Genomic DNA, 14,555 nt, shown 5'->3' with positions numbered 1-14,555 from the left:
GCTCGCCTCGTTGTCGTGTCCGCAGGCGGCTAGCCGATGTGCAGGCCGAGACCGAGGCCGATCAACAGGCCGCCGTGGTGGTGGCCGTGGTGGTGGCAGTGGTCCCAGTCGTCGTCCCAGTCGTGCCAGTGGTTCCAGTGGTGCCCGTGCCCGACGCCGATGCCGAGCCCGATGCCGAGCCCGATGTCCCGTCCGGTGGCGTCGGAGGCGACGACGGTCTCGGCTTGCGCTCGGTCGGTGTCCTGGATCGGCTCGGCTGACGCCGTGCCGGACGAGAACATCAGTGCGAAAGCCATGGCTGTGAAAACGCCGGCTGTCTGGAGCGCCGGCCTTGAGCTGACCATTGTGGGAGTCCTCCTCGGTCGATGTGGACGTGTCTCGGGTACGTCCACGTCAATCGACGCTAAGGTCGCGCAACGCCCACGCAAGGGTGATCCGGATCCCCTACCGGGGGATGACCGACTGTCAGTCCTCGTCCACCAATGCGGCGGACGTGACGCGATGAAGAGGGAACCTCAGCACCTCTCCGTAGCTGTGGTCGTAGCCCTCGAGCACGCCACCCCCGACCACATGGGGCTCGATCACTCGCTGTGCCGCCGTGCCGTGGGAGTCGACGAACCCGACGAGCACCTTGCGGCGCGCTCGTGCGGCCTGCTGGAGCAGCGACAAGGTCGCGGACGGGCCCGCGCCGAGGTTGCTGGGAACGGCCACGCGTTCACCCCTTGGTGTCGCCGCGGCGCGATCACCGGCCCGGACCAGTCGAACGAGTTCACCCAGCCGCTCGTCGGCGGGCACAGCGGGTGACGCCGGTTTGCGGGCGCTGCGCTGCCTGGGAGTGGTCCGGCGACCGCCCGGCCGCAGGTCGAGGACCTGGCCGTCCGGGCCCTCCGCGGCCGGGGCGAACCCGGCCGACCGCAGCCCGTCCAGCACGTCCGCCAGCGGCAACGGGCTGACCAGCACGGTCGGTGCGATCCGGCGCAGCTCCAGGCGGCCCGCCTCCGGGTGCGCGAGGACCTCGCTGATCAGCACCGGGTCGTCGCAGCGCAGGAACGAGCCCGCCGCCCCGCCGCGCAACCGGCCGTGGCGGCGCGCGGCGTCGTCGATGAGGTAGGTCAGCGACTGCGGGACCGGCGTGCGCGACCGGAGCTTGAACATCTCCTGCAGCTCCTCGGCGGTGCGTCCGGCATCGAGGGCACGGCGGACGGTGGCCTCGCTGACCCGGTAGACCGTGGCGCTGCCGGCGGACTCGACGTTCGCGACCAGCGCCAGCTCGTCCGCGAGCTCGGGTTCGAGGCGGCCGGGGGCGACGACGGTGAGGTCGGCCTGCACCAGCACGTGGTCGAGCGGCGCGGGCAGGGCGTCGCCGAGGGCCTTCGCGGCGTGGCCGGGGCCCTCGTCGAGCAGCACGCGGCCCGCGCTGGTGATCGCGCCGAGGGCGAGCACGCCGACGGCGGTGCCCTCCTCGACCGTCCAGCGCACGAGCTCGTCCCGCTGGCGCCCGCCCCGGCGCGGTGCGCGCCAGCCGAGCAGGGCGGCCAGGTCGGCGGGGTTCGCGATCGCGGTGCCCTTGGGGAACGCGGTCAGGGTCTCGAGGACCCATCGGCGGTCGCGCGGGGCCTGGGCACGGCGGATCTCGTCCGCGAGCGGGTTGAAGAGCCTGTCCTTCTCGTCGCGGCGCCCGATCAGCGCGGGCAGGCGTGGCAGGTCCAGCCAGGCGTGCGCGAGCGTGGCCCAGCGGACCTCGGTGGTGGCGGCGAGCCACACGTCGGCCTTGGTCGTCGGGACCCACTCGGGTTCGGTGGCCTCGGTGTTCGCGGCCAGGTCGGCGCCGACCACGAGCTCGATCAGCAGGGCGGCACGGCGTTCGTCGACGTCGAGGTCCTTGACGACCTTGCGCAGCTCCCGGACGCCCAGCCCGCCCGTCCGCAGCACCGGCGCGGGCTCGGCCGACCAGCTCGCGATGAGGTTCTCGACGTGCCGGACGAGCTCCAGGGCCTCGCCGCCGCCGGTGGCGTCGACGCTGGTCTGCTGGAGCGCGGTGGTCTTCGGCTTCGGCTCGGTGACCTGGATCGGGCCGAGCGGGCGGTCGCCCCGCAGCGCGACGCCGATCTCGCGCGGCAGCTCGACGGTGCCGGGGTCGCGCCGCAGCAGCAGACCGCGGGCGAGCAGTCGTTGCACGGGCGTCTCGGCCTTCTCGAGCGGCACGACGCGGGAGGCGTCCTTGGTGTCGCCGATGGGCGGCCCGGCGGCGAGCTTCTGCAGCACCCGCTGCTCGCCCTCGGTGATGCCGCTCAGGTCGTACGTCTGCCCGGTGCCCCGGCCGAGCCCGCCGGGGTACGAGCCGAACGCCTCCCTGGTGACGGGCGGGACCGACAGCGCGTCGTCGTCGCCCCAGGCGAGTGCGAGGGACCGCAGTCTCGCGACCGCCTGCTTGAGCGGCCTGGGCTTCACGTCCGGCCCGAGGAGCTTTGTGGGCAACGCCACGGGCGCGGCGTCCGCACCCTCCACCACCAGGGCCTCGAGCACCGCCAGCGTGAACGTGTCGAGGTCCTCGCAGGCACGCGCGATCGACGCCCGCGTGCCGACCCGTGTCGCGAGCACGGACATATCGGCAGGTGGGGGCGTTGCCAGATCGGGTCGCGCACGCAGCAGCGCGACGAGAGCAGCGTCGTCCTGGGCGCGCAGCCAGTCGGCGAGTGTGATGCCGGACATTCTCACCACGGTATATGGGTCGCTGGAGAACACATCGTGCTCTGTCACACTTGTGCCCGTCAGCAGGCACCACTGAGGAGGAGAACGTGGCGAAAGGACGCCCGGGACGGGTCGACCCGCACTGGCCGGAGGGCGCGGACGGCAGCCATCCCGTCACCGAACTGACCAGTGACCTGCAGGGTGCGCTCTCCCCGTTCGGCACGGTGACGTTCCCGCTGCCGTCGGAGGACCTCCCGTACAAGCACCCGGTGACCGAGATCAACAAGTCCTGAGTGGATTGTCAGGCCGGTCTTAAGACTGGTCGAGTCGCGTGCGTACCGCAAAGGGCTCGGGGATAGGCTCGTTTCCCGCTTGTACTTCGTGGGAGGACGACGATGCCGGTCCCCGGCCCTGGTTACTCGATCACCGTTCGTCTGGAGGCGCCGCCGTCAGCGAGCGCCGCGGGTGACCTCACCTCGGCCGTCGGCCGCGCGGGTGGTGTGATCACGGCGTTCGACGTCGTGGAGTCGCACAACGACCGCGTCGTCATCGACCTCACGTGCAACGCGCTTTCCGCGAACCACGCCAAGGACATCACCGACACGCTGGAGACGTTGCCCGGCATCGTCGTCCGCAAGGTCTCGGACCGCACGTTCCTAGTGCACCTCGGCGGCAAGATCGAGATCGCGTCGAAGGTGCCGCTGCGCAACCGTGACGACCTCTCCCGCGCGTACACGCCGGGTGTCGCCCGCGTGTGCGAGGCGATCGCCAAGAACCCGGACGACGCGCGCCGCCTGACCATCAAGCGCAACACCGTCGCCGTCGTGACGGACGGCTCGGCCGTGCTGGGTCTCGGCAACCTCGGCCCCGCCGCCGCCCTGCCCGTGATGGAGGGCAAGGCCGCGCTGTTCAAGAAGTTCGCCGGCGTCGACGCCTGGCCGGTCTGCCTGGACACCCAGGACACCGAGGAGATCATCCGCGCGGTCGAGCTCATCGCTCCCGTGTACGGCGGCATCAACCTCGAGGACATCTCCGCGCCGCGCTGCTTCGAGATCGAGGCCCGCCTGCGCGAGAAGCTCGACATCCCGGTGTTCCACGACGACCAGCACGGCACGGCCATCGTCGTCGTCGCCGCTCTGCGCAACGCTCTGCGCGTCGTGAACAAGGACATCAAGGACTGCCGCATCACGGTCTGCGGCGTCGGTGCCGCGGGTTCGGCGATCATCCGCCTGCTGCAGGCGCAGACGCCGGGCGACATCATCGCCGTGGACGTCGACGGCATCGTGCACCGCGACCGTCCGGGCCTGGACTCGAACCTGAAGTCCATCGCAGCTTCCACGAACAAGGACAACCAGGCGGGCCGCCTGCACGACGCGCTGGTCGGCTCGGACGTGTTCATCGGCGTCTCGGCCCCGAACCTGTTCGGCGCGGACCAGGTCGCCACGATGGCCAAGGACGCCATCGTGTTCGCGCTGGCCAACCCGGACCCGGAGATCGACCCGATGGAGGCCCAGCAGCACGCCGCCGTCGTCGCGACCGGCCGCTCGGACTTCCCGAACCAGATCAACAACGTGCTGGCGTTCCCCGGCGTCTTCCGCGGCCTGCTGGACGCGCACGCCAGGACGATCACCGACGCGATGCTGCTGGCCGCCGCGCAGGCCATCGCCGACGTGGTGGACGGCGACCGGTTGAACGCGTCGTTCATCGTGCCGTCGGTCTTCGACAACACCGTCGCCCCGGCCGTCGCCGAAGCAGTCCGCAAGGCCGCCACTTCCTAGGTCTTTCGCACAGGCAGCAGAGGTGGGTCCAGGCATACGATCCCTGTATGACCAAGCAGTTCACCCACCTGGACTCCCACGGCGCGGCCCGGATGGTCGACGTCTCCGGCAAGGAGCAGACCACCCGGACCGCCGTGGCGACCGGCGTCCTGCACACGACCGCCGAGGTGGTGGAGTTGCTGGGCGCCGACGGCCTGCCCAAGGGCGACGCCCTGGCGACGGCCCGGATCGCGGGCATCATGGCCGCGAAGCGCACCTGGGAACTGGTACCCCTGTGCCACCCGATCTCGTTGTCGTCGGTGGTGGTCGACCTGGCACTGGCCCCGGACTCCGTCCTGATCACGGCCACCGTCCGCACCACCGACCGCACCGGCGTGGAGATGGAGGCCCTGACCGCCGTCTCGGTGGCCGGCCTGACGCTGCACGACATGGTGAAGTCGGTCGACCCCGCGGCGTCCCTGGACGCGGTGCGGGTGGAGCGCAAGGAAGGCGGCAAGTCCGGCCTGTGGGAACGCCCGTGAAGGCGGTGGTGATCACCGCGTCCAACCGCGCCGCGGCCGGGGTGTACGCGGACCGCAGCGGCCCGTTGATCGTCGAGTGGCTCGTGGCGCGCGGGTTCTCGGTCGCTGATCCTGTTGTCGTGCCGGATGGTGAGCCGGTTCGTGAGGCTCTGGTCGCTGCCGTTAGTGGTGGTGCTGACCTGGTGCTGACCACTGGCGGTACCGGGATCAATCCCACTGATCGGACGCCCGAGGCCACCCGTGCCGTTGTGGACTACGAGGTGCCTGGGCTGGCTGATGTCATTCGGATGTCCGGGTGGCCGCGGGTTCCCGGGTCCGTGTTGTCCCGTGGTGTGGCCGGGGTGGCCGGGCGGACGTTGATCGTGAACCTGCCGGGGTCCACCGGTGGGGTTCGGGATGGACTGGAAGTGCTGTCGTCTGTTGTCGAGCACGCGCTCGACCAACTGCGTGGGGGTGACCATCGATGAGCGTGGTGCTGCGGGCCGTCGTCACTTCGGAGCCGTTGTCGGTGGAGGAGCACGCCGCGCTGGTTTCGTCTGACCAGGCCGGTGCGGTGGTCACCTTTTCCGGTGTGGTCCGGGATCACGATGGTGGGCGGTCGGTGCTCGAGTTGGAGTACCACTCGCATCCGTCTGCTTCCGATGTGGTGGCTGAGGTGGTTGCTTCTCTTGCGGAGAAGTACTCCGGGGTGCACGGGATCGCTGTGTCGCACCGGGTTGGGCCGTTGAAGATCGGGGATGTGGCGTTGGCCTGTGCTGTCGCCGCTGAGCATCGGGGGGAGGCGTTTTCCCTTTGTGCTGACCTGGTTGATGAGGTCAAGGCTCGGTTGCCGGTGTGGAAGCGGCAGGTTTTCGCTGAGGGCGACGATGAGTGGGTCAACTGCCCCTGATGTGCGGGTGCTGTTGCGTTGACCTGTTCCTGTTCCAGCGGGGTGGTCGCCTTGCTGTGGTGGCGAGTTCTGTTGCGTGCGTGGGCGCGTAGGTCATGACGGATCAAGGGGCTGCGATTGGGGCTTGACCTTGAGCCTCTGGCGGGATGCGTGACGGCCGGAAAGGCCGGGCTGAGAAGCGCCCGGCCGTGCCCGTGAGGGTGGCATCCCGCCCCCTCAAGGTAAAGCCCCAATCGCCATGTGAGGCGCTCACCGGAACCTGGGTGCACGAGGTTCACACGGCTCGCTTCGCATCGCGGCTGCCTGGCGAACCCGGTCCGTCAGGTCCCCGCCTCGCTCCGATCCCACGCCAAGACCCGAGACCCGTGAGCGGTCGGCCTGCGTTCGTGGCCCGCCTCTCCTCGCCAGCCCCAACTCGCCCGCTGGCTCTGCCCACTTTGCCCGTTGGCGCTGCCCGCCGGATCTCCCGCCTGCCCTGCCGTACCCGCCAACGCAGGCAGGGACCTCACCGTCGGGGGGTGACGGTGAGATCCCTGGTCCTGTGTCAGCCCACGTCAGAGGGGCTGGCCATCATGCGTCGTGCTGATCCGTGGCGTGAGCCGGGGAGGCTCAGATCTGGATCTTGTGGCCCGGGAAGATCAGGTCCGGGTTCGTGATGAAGCCCTTGTTCTTCTCGACGATGGCCTGGTAGCCGCCCTCGACCTTGTTGGCGTCCGCGATCTTCGACAGGGTGTCGCCTGCCTTGATCTCGTAGTTGCCGTTCGGGTTCGTCTTCGAGCCCTCGAGCTGCACGACCGGCGCCTGCTGCACCGGGGCAGCGGCCTGGCGCTGCTGCACGGGGGCCTTGCGCTGCTGCTGCGGGGCCGGAGCGGCCTTCGGGGCCACGCCCGTGTAGTTGCCGATCCGCTTGCTGCAGGACGGCCAGGCGTTGGGGCCCTGGCCCGCGAGCACTCGCTCGGCGACGGCGATCTGCTGCTCGCGGGACGCGTTGGCGGGGTTGCCCACGCCGCCGTAGCCGTTCCACGTCTGCTGACTGAACTGCAGACCGCCGTAGTAGCCGTTGCCGGTGTTGGCGGCCCAGTTGCCACTGGCCTCGCACTGCGCGAGTGCGTCCCAGTTCATTCCAGGGGCGGCGTTGGCGGTGCCAACGGCCAGGCCCAGAGGGGCGCCGGCGATGATGCCGACAGCCGCGACCTTGGCGATAGTGCGAGCGGCGGTGGAACCCTGCTTGCCCTTGCTGCCACGGTTGAAAGCCATTTGCCTCTCGGTCCACCTCACCTGCGGTCAGGAACTCGGGTTCGGGGCCCGGTGCGTTCCTGCGTCCCAGTCCGGCGGTTTCTCTCGCTCGGGGTATGTGCCGGAGAACCCTCGGACTGGGTTCGGTGTTCGGTCCTCCGGTAGTGCTTGCGGCTGGTTCGGGCCAGCCGAGGAGCGACCGTACGTAACCATCGGCAGCCCCTCCAAATGTTTCGAGCTGTGACGCGTGTCACAGTAACGGTTCGGAACGTTGTTGGAACCCTACAAAACAGCAGCTCAAAGGCTTCGTTATCGGTCCGTTTCCATTCCGATATCGGCCGAGATCTATTACGGAAAGTGAGGCGTGGCTCACGCGTGTCGGGCCATCGGGGGCGGCTGTCCACGGTTGGGCGATCGCCTCGCGGGCGGGCGGAACCGGCCTCATGAACCCCTCTCCGGGATCGCGATCTGTGCGCGCGGGGACTGCTCGAGGTCATGGGCAAGAAGTCCGATGAGGCCGTCCGAGCCGCGCTGGAGACGGAGCGCCGCTTCTACGATCACCTCCTGTGAGCGGTGGATCGCGGTTGGCGGCATTGCATCGGGCCTTGACCGCCCGTGCGGGAGAACCTGTGCTGTTCGGGGACCTCGTCCTGGCGGTCTGGGGTGACGAGCCGCCGGGCAAGCCCCTGCCGGCACTGCGCACGCTGATGCGCCGGCTGCGGCAGTCCGTCGACGACGAGATCGTCACGGACGCCACCGGATACCGGCTCGTGGTGCGTGCGCCCGGTCCGTCGCAGCTGCCCGCCGACCTGCCGGACTTCGTGGGCCGGGAAGCGGAACTCGCCTCGCTGTCCACGACGGACGCGCCGGTCGTCGTGATCACCGGGCCGCCGGGGGTCGGCAAGACCGCGCTCGCGATCAAGCTCGCGCACCGTGTCCGCGACCGGTTCCCGGACGGTCAGCTGCACGTCGATCTGCGCGGGTTCTCGACGGGTTCGGAGGTGACCGTCGACCAGGCGCTCGGTCGGTTCCTGCGTGCTCTCGGAGTGCCGCCGGAGCGGGTACCGGTCGACCTCGACGAGCAGATCGAGCTCTACCGGTCGAAGCTGCGTGGCCGCCGCGTGCTCGTGGTGCTCGACAACGCCACGGAACTGAGTCCGCTCGTACCGGGGGTGGAGGGCTGCGCGGCCGTTGTGACCAGCCGAAACGACCTTGAGGGTCAGGTCAGGCTGGACGTGCTGGCCGAGGAGGAGGCGCAGGCGCTGCTCAACCGGATGGAGGTCGACGGCTCGCCGGAGGAGCGCGCCGAGCTGATCCGCTTGTGTGCGCATCTGCCGCTCGCGCTGCGCATCGCGGGCGCGCACCTCGTCGACCGGCACCTGCCTGACTATCTGGCCGAACTGCGCGGTGACGGCAGGCTCGACGCGCTGGAGATCGAGGGAGATGCGGCGGTGCGGGCGGCGTTCGAGCTGTCCAACACCGCTTTGCCGGACGACGCGCGCCGGTTGTTCGGACTGCTCAGCGTGCATCCTGGCGTGGACTTCGACGTGCGGGACGCTGCCGTGCTCGGCAATCTGTCCATTGAGGACAGTGCGCGACAGGTGGGCGTGCTGGTGGGGGCAGGGCTCGTGCAGCAGGCGGGAGAGCGATTTCAGCTCCACGACCTGATCCGGCTCTTCGCCTCGGAGCAGGTCGGTGCCGATGGACCCGCCGCGTTGCGTCGGCTGTTGTCCTTCTACCTGGCCACCGCGCGCACCGCCGCCGACCTCGCCACCCCCGCGGTCAAACGGCTGGACCGGCTACCGCTGGACGTCGACGGACTCGCGTTCTCCACTGCCGACGAAGCACGAGCGTGGCTCGACGCGAAACGCGCGGTGCTCGTGGCGGCGGCGCAGGTCGCGCCGCACCCGTTCGCGAGTCATCTCACCGACTCGTTGCGCGGCTACCTCTACTACGGCGGCTACCGGCCGGAGCTGAAGATGTTGCTGGCGACGGGGCTCGCGTCGGCACGCGCGGCGGGCGATGTCGTCTGCCAGGCGGCGATGCACAACGGACGCGGCCACCTCCGGTGGATGCTGGGAGAGTTCGACGAGGCGCTGGCGTCGTTCGGCGAGGCGGTCGAGCTGACCACCTCGGATCGTTCGAGGGCCTCGGTGCTCAACAACAGGGGGCTGGTGAAGCGGGACACCGGTGATCTCACCGGTGCGCTGGCAGACCTGGGAGAAGCGGTACGACTGTGGCGCCTGGGCCCCGACGAGCCCGGCGTCCTCGCGGCCATGTTGTTCAACCTGGGCACGATCCACGGTGCCCGCGCCGAGCTCCGCACGGCCATCACGTACTTCGAGGAGGCCAGACAGATCGCGGAGGCGACCGGTTCCACGATCAACCTGGCCACCGCCGTCGAGGGCATCGGCATCGCCCACCGCGAGCTCGGGGAGTTCGCCGAGGCACGGCGCTGCCTGGAGGCCGCGCTGGCCGGCTACCAGGACGGCGGGGCGGCGGAAGGCGAGCCGAACGTGCTCTTCAACCTCGCTGTGGTGGCCGCGGAAACGGGTGACCCCGAGCAGGCCAGGGCGTTGGCGCTGCGGAGCCTCGAAACGGCGCGGAAGTTCGGCGAGCTCCGGATCGAGGCCGATGCGCTGGTCGTGCTGGAGGACCTGCAGGGGGCAGTCGAGCTGGCGAACCGGATCGGCTACCCGGTGGCGCGGCGCAGCGCGCAGCTGAAACTCGCCAGGCACGATCGGGAACTCGCCGAAGAGCTGGTGCGGGACGTGCGGGACAACGGTGACCTGTTGCTGGAGGCCCAGGCAGTGCTGGTGCTGGCCGAGGTGACCGGCGACGTGGTCCTGGCCGGGGAAGCGCTGGAGCTGGCCCGGTCGCGTGAACAGGGTGCCGTGGTGGCCCGCGCGGAGGCGTTCCTGGCCGCTCAGCCGCCCGCGAACGGCGGCAGCACGTCCAGCTGAGACCCGGCGGGCACGCGCGTCGACGTGTCGCGCACCGCGACGCCGTCCAGCAGGAAGCTCGACGCGGCGAGGACCTTGCCGAGCTTCGAGCCGTGGCGTTCGCCGATGGTGCTGACCACGAGCGCCACGGTGGGCTCGGTGGCGTCGAGCAGCAGGTCCTCGTCGGCCACCCCGGCCGCGGCCCGCGCACCCGCGAAGTAGCGGATGTTCACGGCGGTGCTCACTGTCATCCTCCGATGGCGCTCATGGGGCGGTCGGGCTGCGAGAAGCCCGCGTCGTTGATGCCGTGACCGGCCGCCTTGGCCCACATCGTGGCCCGCCAGGCGTCGGCGATCGCGGCGTCGGGGGAGCCGTCGCGCAGCAGCGCGCGCAGGTCGGTCTCGCCGTTGCTGAACAGGCAGTTGCGGATCTGGCCGTCCGAGGTGAGCCGGGTGCGGTCGCAGGCGGCGCAGAACGGCCTGGTCACCGAGGCGATCACGCCGACGACCGCGGGGCCGCCGTCGACCAGCCAGCGTTCGGCCGGGGCACCACCGCGCGGGACCTCCGACGGCGTCAGGGTGAAGGCGGACGTGAGCTTCGTGAGGATCTCGTCGGCCGTGATCATGTTCGTGCGCGTCCAGCCGTGCTGCGCGTCCAGCGGCATCTGTTCGATGAACCGCAGCTGGTAGCCGTTCTCGACGCAGAACCGCAGCAGCGGGACGGCCTCGTCCTCGTTCATGCCGCGCATCAGCACCGAGTTGACCTTCACCGGCTCGAGCCCTGCCTCGCGGGCGGCGTCGAGACCGTCGAGCACGTCCGTGATGCGGTCGCGCCTGGTCAGCGTCGCGAACTTCTCCGGGTCGAGGGTGTCGAGCGAGATGTTGATCCGGTTCAGGCCGGCGTCCTTCAACGACCGCGCGCGCCGGGCGAGCCCGATGCCGTTCGAGGTCATCGACATGCGCGGACGCGGTTCGAGCTCGGCCGTCGCGGCGATGACCTGCTCCAGGCCGCGCCGCAGCAGCGGCTCGCCGCCGGTGAACCTGATGTCCGTGACGCCCAGGTCGACCACGGCGATGCGCATGAGCCGGATCAGCTCGGCATCGGTGAGCAGCTCGTCCTTCTGCAACCAGTCGAGGCCCTCGGCGGGCATGCAGTAGGTGCAGCGCAGGTTGCACCGGTCGGTGAGCGAGACCCGCAGGTCCTTCGCCACCCGCCCGAACCTGTCGACGAGCAGGGGCGAGTCCGGGCGCGCGGACGCGTCCGGTGTGCCGCGCACGACCGGTAGTCCCAACTCCACTGCTGTCACCTTATTTAGCTTAATGAACAACCCCTTGTAGGTGACTCCACAAACGAGGTTTCTCACGTTCCGCCCGTTTGGAGCACTCTGACAAGGAATTGTCTTACTCGCTAAGATGTTCGACATGGAACCAGAGGTGCTGGAGAGGTTCACGCTCTACATGCGCGAGCAGAGCGCGCTCACCGTCATGTTCCACGCGCGGGTCGCCGAGCAGATGGGCCTGTCCGCGACCGACGAGAAGTGCCTCGATCTCGCCATGCGGGCGGAGGGCCCGCTCACCGCCGGCCGGATCGCCGAACTCTCCGGCCTCTCCACCGGTGCCGTCACGGGCGTCATCGACCGCCTCGAACGCGCCGGATATGTCCGTCGTGTCCGCGACCCGCACGACCGCCGCAAGGTCCTGGTCGAGGTCGCGGTGGGCGACGTCGACAAGTTCGGCGCGCCGTTCGAGAAGGCCCGCGACAGCCTCGTCGAGGTGCTCGGGCACTTCGACGACGCCGAGCTCCAGGTGATCGAGCGTTATCTCCAGCTCCAGAACGAGACGTTTCGCAAGCGCGTGATCGATACTTAGGCCCATGTGGCACTACTTGATGGACATGGACGGCGTCCTCGTGCACGAGGAGCACCTGATCCCGGGAGCGGACGAGTTCGTCGCGGAGCTGCGGGCGTCGGAGACCCCGTTCCTCGTGCTCACGAACAACTCCATCTACACGCCACGGGACCTGCGCGCGCGTCTGCAGCGCACCGGCCTCGACATCCCGGAGAAGTCCATCTGGACCTCCGCGCTGGCCACGGCCAGGTTCCTCGACTCGCAGCGCCCGAACGGCTCGGCGTTCGTCATCGGCGAGGCCGGCCTCACCACGGCGCTGCACGAGATCGGCTACGTGCTGACCGACCGCGACCCGGACTACGTCGTGCTCGGCGAGACCCGCACGTACAGCTTCACCGCCATCACCAAGGCCATCCGCCTGGTCGAGGAGGGCGCGAAGTTCATCGCGACCAACCCCGACGCCACCGGCCCGTCGCGTGAGGGCTCGCTGCCCGCGACCGGCGCCGTGGCGGCGTTGATCGAGCGCGCCACCGGCCGCGAGCCCTACTACGTCGGCAAGCCGAACCCGCTGATGATGCGCTCGGCCCTGCGCGCCCTCGGCTCGCACTCCGAGCAGGCGCTGATGATCGGCGACCGCATGGACACCGACGTGCGCTCGGGCCTGGAGGCGGGCCTGTCGACCATCCTCGTGCTGTCCGGGGTCTTCAGCGCCGAGACCGCCGAGATGTACCCGTACCGGCCGACGCGCGTGCTGAAGTCGATCGCAGAGCTCGTCGGTCACTCCGCGGACCCGTTCGGCGAGTGGGCCGCCGTCTAGTTCCTCCGCTGCGGCGAGCACGTGGGCGCGCACAGCAGCGCGTCCGCGTGTTCCTGGGCGTCCGGGTTCAGCCGATAGGCGAACTGCGGGCGCCCGGGACAGTTCTCGTCGGTGAGGCTGCGCAGTAGATAGCCCGCTTCGAACAGTTCGACCAACGGCGTTCGCACGCTCGTGCGTTCGCCCCAAACTTTGTCGAGCAACGCCCTGAGGGTGAACGTGCGCGCGGGCTCCTCGTACATGGCCCTGAGCACCTGCTGATATGCCCGTCGAGGAGGTAGTGGCGACAAGGGGCGCGAGTCCTCGTCCTGTCGCAGCAGGAAAGCGCGGACCGCCTCTTGCGCGCTTGACGCGAGGTGCCAGCGAGCGACGTTCCCGGTCTCCTCCGCCGAGACGAACCTGATCACGCCGATGCGATCGAGCGTTTTCAGCGCACCGCGAACGGAAGCGTCGGTTCGACGTGGTCCGGCTTCCGCGACCTCGGCGGCGGTCAGTTGTCTCGGAAAGTTGTCGAGAAGCTTGCTCAACACGTGACGCTTGAGTGCCAATCCCTGTGGCGGAAGTGCGTTCAGCGCGGAATGGATCCCGTCGTTCATGTTCCAACTTTCCGTAGTCGCTCGGATACATGACGCTACGATTGGATCCGGCTTCGCTGAACTGACCAGCAGTGCGAGTGCGGGCTCGTCGGCAGCCCTGCCGACGAGGGAGGCGCGATGAGCCGAGGAGCAGCAACACCGACCGTTGGTCAGGGTGGGCATTCGACAGGGGTCGTGTCGGGATTCGTGCTCAAGCTCGCCAGGCAGTCCGCAGGACTGACACAGGAGCGGCTGGCACGGGAACTTCCTGTTGACGTGACGACGATCCAGGGGTGGGAGTCGGGCCGGCGTCCAATCGCCGCCATGAACGCGGGTGATTTCCTCCGCCTGACCTCGCGGCTGACCGGGTTGGGCGCTCCGGCATCGACGCGCCGCCACCTCACAGAGGCGATCGAGGCCGATCAGGTGCTGGCCACCGGCGTTGCCGCGGGAGGCGCCGTGGTCAGAGCTGACCGCCATCCGCTGTCCGCCGGAGTGCATCGACGCACGATCACGAACCTGATCACCTGGCCGATCACGGGCACGTTGCCTCACCAGCTGAGGGAGTTCGTGTCCAGAGTGCCGCGACGTGGCCCAGTCGCTGCGCACCCGTCGTTGCCGATGGATCAACGGGGCCGCTTCTTCGATCACTTGATCGCGATTTCCGAGCAGAGCACTCGTCCAGAAGAGGCGTTGCTACGGCGGCAGGCGGTGTACCTGCTGGGGTTCGACGGCCGGCCTCGAGTGGTGAACTGGCTGCGGGACGAGTGGCGGCGCACAGGGCGCCGACCGGTGCGCGATGGAGACGTCACCGGTCTGCTCGAAGCGAGATCCGCCTCTGTCGCGCTTGCTTCGGCGGGGGACTCCGCGCAGCTACATGACTTCGTCGGTCAGATGACCGAGTCACGTGCCGAGACCGCGAACCTGAACTACTGGGCGTACTGGATCGGCGATCTGAGTGACGAGCAGACGAACGACGCGTTCATGTTGAACGAGGACACCCGGTCGTGGGGCGGGACTCGCCTGCTGCACCACCTCATGGACCGACTCGATCCGGCTTCACCGCATCTGCCGCTCAACCTCCACACTCTGCATGCCCTTGTCGCGTCACGTCCGGTGCTCCTGACGGACCGAGCTGGTGCCCGCGAACGGCTCGGTGGCGTGCTCGACGGCCTTGCGTCGAGCGGCGACCTGACCCGCGCAGGCTGTGATCAAGTGGCAGGACTGCGGTACGCGTCGCGCATCGCCGACCGCTGAGAGAG

General features: G+C 69.4%; 13 protein-coding genes and 1 pseudogene. 8 read left to right on the top strand and 6 right to left on the bottom strand.

What is annotated here, in order from left to right; translation table 11 throughout:
• Window positions 1–29 precede the first annotated feature (29 nt).
• Window positions 30–296, bottom strand: coding sequence for a hypothetical protein (locus IEY88_RS19185; protein ID WP_189156162.1), 267 nt, complete (start codon window positions 294–296; stop codon window positions 30–32).
• Between the two features lie 169 nt (window positions 297–465).
• Complete coding sequence (locus tag IEY88_RS19180) at window positions 466–2,712, bottom strand: helicase-associated domain-containing protein (protein ID WP_189156161.1); 2,247 nt, start codon at window positions 2,710–2,712, stop codon at window positions 466–468.
• Between the two features lie 86 nt (window positions 2,713–2,798).
• Here IEY88_RS19180 and IEY88_RS19175 point away from each other — a divergent pair, with 86 nt between their 5' ends.
• The 4 genes and pseudogenes from IEY88_RS19175 (at window position 2,799) to IEY88_RS45530 (ending at window position 5,879) form a co-directional block, all read left to right on the top strand.
• Entirely contained in the window at window positions 2,799–2,984 is a 186-nt protein-coding gene (locus tag IEY88_RS19175; protein WP_090065798.1) for a hypothetical protein, read from the top strand.
• Between the two features lie 102 nt (window positions 2,985–3,086).
• Window positions 3,087–4,469, top strand: a complete 1,383-nt coding sequence (locus IEY88_RS19170; RefSeq protein WP_189156160.1) for an NAD-dependent malic enzyme — start codon at window positions 3,087–3,089, stop codon at window positions 4,467–4,469.
• 47 nt (window positions 4,470–4,516) lie between these two features.
• Window positions 4,517–4,990: a cyclic pyranopterin monophosphate synthase MoaC gene (moaC, locus tag IEY88_RS19165; protein WP_189156159.1), complete on the top strand. Its 474-nt coding sequence runs from the start codon at window positions 4,517–4,519 to the stop codon at window positions 4,988–4,990.
• Window positions 4,987–5,879, top strand: a pseudogene (locus IEY88_RS45530) (molybdenum cofactor biosynthesis protein MoaE). The gene moaC and the pseudogene IEY88_RS45530 overlap by 4 nt, the downstream one beginning before the upstream one ends.
• Window positions 5,880–6,488: 609 nt before the next feature.
• Here IEY88_RS45530 and IEY88_RS19150 read toward each other — a convergent pair.
• Complete coding sequence (locus tag IEY88_RS19150) at window positions 6,489–7,136, bottom strand: transglycosylase family protein (protein WP_189156157.1); 648 nt, start codon at window positions 7,134–7,136, stop codon at window positions 6,489–6,491.
• A gap of 608 nt (window positions 7,137–7,744) precedes the next feature.
• On the opposite strand from IEY88_RS19150, the gene IEY88_RS19145 reads away from it, so the two are divergent.
• A complete protein-coding gene (locus IEY88_RS19145) occupies window positions 7,745–10,078 on the top strand; it encodes an ATP-binding protein (RefSeq protein WP_189156156.1) in 2,334 nt (777 codons plus the stop codon).
• Here IEY88_RS19145 and IEY88_RS19140 read toward each other — a convergent pair.
• Window positions 10,042–10,308 (bottom strand): MoaD/ThiS family protein, encoded by a 267-nt coding sequence (locus IEY88_RS19140; protein ID WP_189156155.1) that lies wholly within the window; start codon window positions 10,306–10,308, stop codon window positions 10,042–10,044. The two genes, IEY88_RS19145 and IEY88_RS19140, sit on opposite strands and share 37 nt — an antisense overlap.
• Window positions 10,305–11,363, bottom strand: a complete 1,059-nt coding sequence (gene moaA, locus IEY88_RS19135; protein ID WP_229693546.1) for a GTP 3',8-cyclase MoaA — start codon at window positions 11,361–11,363, stop codon at window positions 10,305–10,307. Before moaA ends, IEY88_RS19140 begins: the two co-directional genes overlap by 4 nt.
• Window positions 11,364–11,478: 115 nt before the next feature.
• On the opposite strand from moaA, the gene IEY88_RS19130 reads away from it, so the two are divergent.
• The gene (locus IEY88_RS19130; RefSeq protein ID WP_189156153.1) at window positions 11,479–11,925 is read left to right on the top strand and encodes a MarR family winged helix-turn-helix transcriptional regulator; all 447 of its coding nucleotides are present in this window, start codon (window positions 11,479–11,481) and stop codon (window positions 11,923–11,925) included.
• 4 nt (window positions 11,926–11,929) lie between these two features.
• The gene (locus IEY88_RS19125) at window positions 11,930–12,721 is read left to right on the top strand and encodes an HAD-IIA family hydrolase (protein ID WP_229693543.1); all 792 of its coding nucleotides are present in this window, start codon (window positions 11,930–11,932) and stop codon (window positions 12,719–12,721) included.
• On the opposite strand, the gene IEY88_RS19120 is transcribed toward IEY88_RS19125, so the two are convergent.
• On the bottom strand, window positions 12,718–13,314 hold the full coding sequence (locus tag IEY88_RS19120; RefSeq protein ID WP_189156152.1) for a hypothetical protein: 597 nt from the start codon (window positions 13,312–13,314) through the stop codon (window positions 12,718–12,720). The two genes, IEY88_RS19125 and IEY88_RS19120, sit on opposite strands and share 4 nt — an antisense overlap.
• 174 nt (window positions 13,315–13,488) lie before the next feature.
• Here IEY88_RS19120 and IEY88_RS19115 point away from each other — a divergent pair, with 174 nt between their 5' ends.
• Window positions 13,489–14,550 (top strand): helix-turn-helix domain-containing protein, encoded by a 1,062-nt coding sequence (locus IEY88_RS19115; RefSeq protein WP_189156151.1) that lies wholly within the window; start codon window positions 13,489–13,491, stop codon window positions 14,548–14,550.
• Window positions 14,551–14,555: the final 5 nt, after the last annotated feature.

It is taken from the genome of Lentzea pudingi, assembly GCF_014646255.1.
Lineage (GTDB): Bacteria > Actinomycetota > Actinomycetes > Mycobacteriales > Pseudonocardiaceae > Lentzea > Lentzea pudingi.
This window is presented reverse-complemented; position numbering and strand designations above follow the sequence as displayed.

Bases quoted from the DNA above. Each gene is read 5' to 3' on its own strand.
- IEY88_RS19180 (WP_189156161.1), bottom strand. From the start codon at position 2,712: ATGTCCGGCATCACACTCGCCGACTGGCTGCGCGCCCAGGACGACGCT.
- IEY88_RS19125 (WP_229693543.1), top strand. From the start codon at position 11,930: ATGTGGCACTACTTGATGGACATGGACGGCGTCCTCGTGCACGAGGAG.
- IEY88_RS19150 (WP_189156157.1), bottom strand. From the start codon at position 7,136: ATGGCTTTCAACCGTGGCAGCAAGGGCAAGCAGGGTTCCACCGCCGCT.
- IEY88_RS19185 (WP_189156162.1), bottom strand. From the start codon at position 296: ATGGCTTTCGCACTGATGTTCTCGTCCGGCACGGCGTCAGCCGAGCCG.
- IEY88_RS19170 (WP_189156160.1), top strand. From the start codon at position 3,087: ATGCCGGTCCCCGGCCCTGGTTACTCGATCACCGTTCGTCTGGAGGCG.
- moaC (WP_189156159.1), top strand. From the start codon at position 4,517: ATGACCAAGCAGTTCACCCACCTGGACTCCCACGGCGCGGCCCGGATG.
- IEY88_RS19140 (WP_189156155.1), bottom strand. From the start codon at position 10,308: ATGACAGTGAGCACCGCCGTGAACATCCGCTACTTCGCGGGTGCGCGG.
- IEY88_RS19120 (WP_189156152.1), bottom strand. From the start codon at position 13,314: ATGAACGACGGGATCCATTCCGCGCTGAACGCACTTCCGCCACAGGGA.
- IEY88_RS19130 (WP_189156153.1), top strand. From the start codon at position 11,479: ATGGAACCAGAGGTGCTGGAGAGGTTCACGCTCTACATGCGCGAGCAG.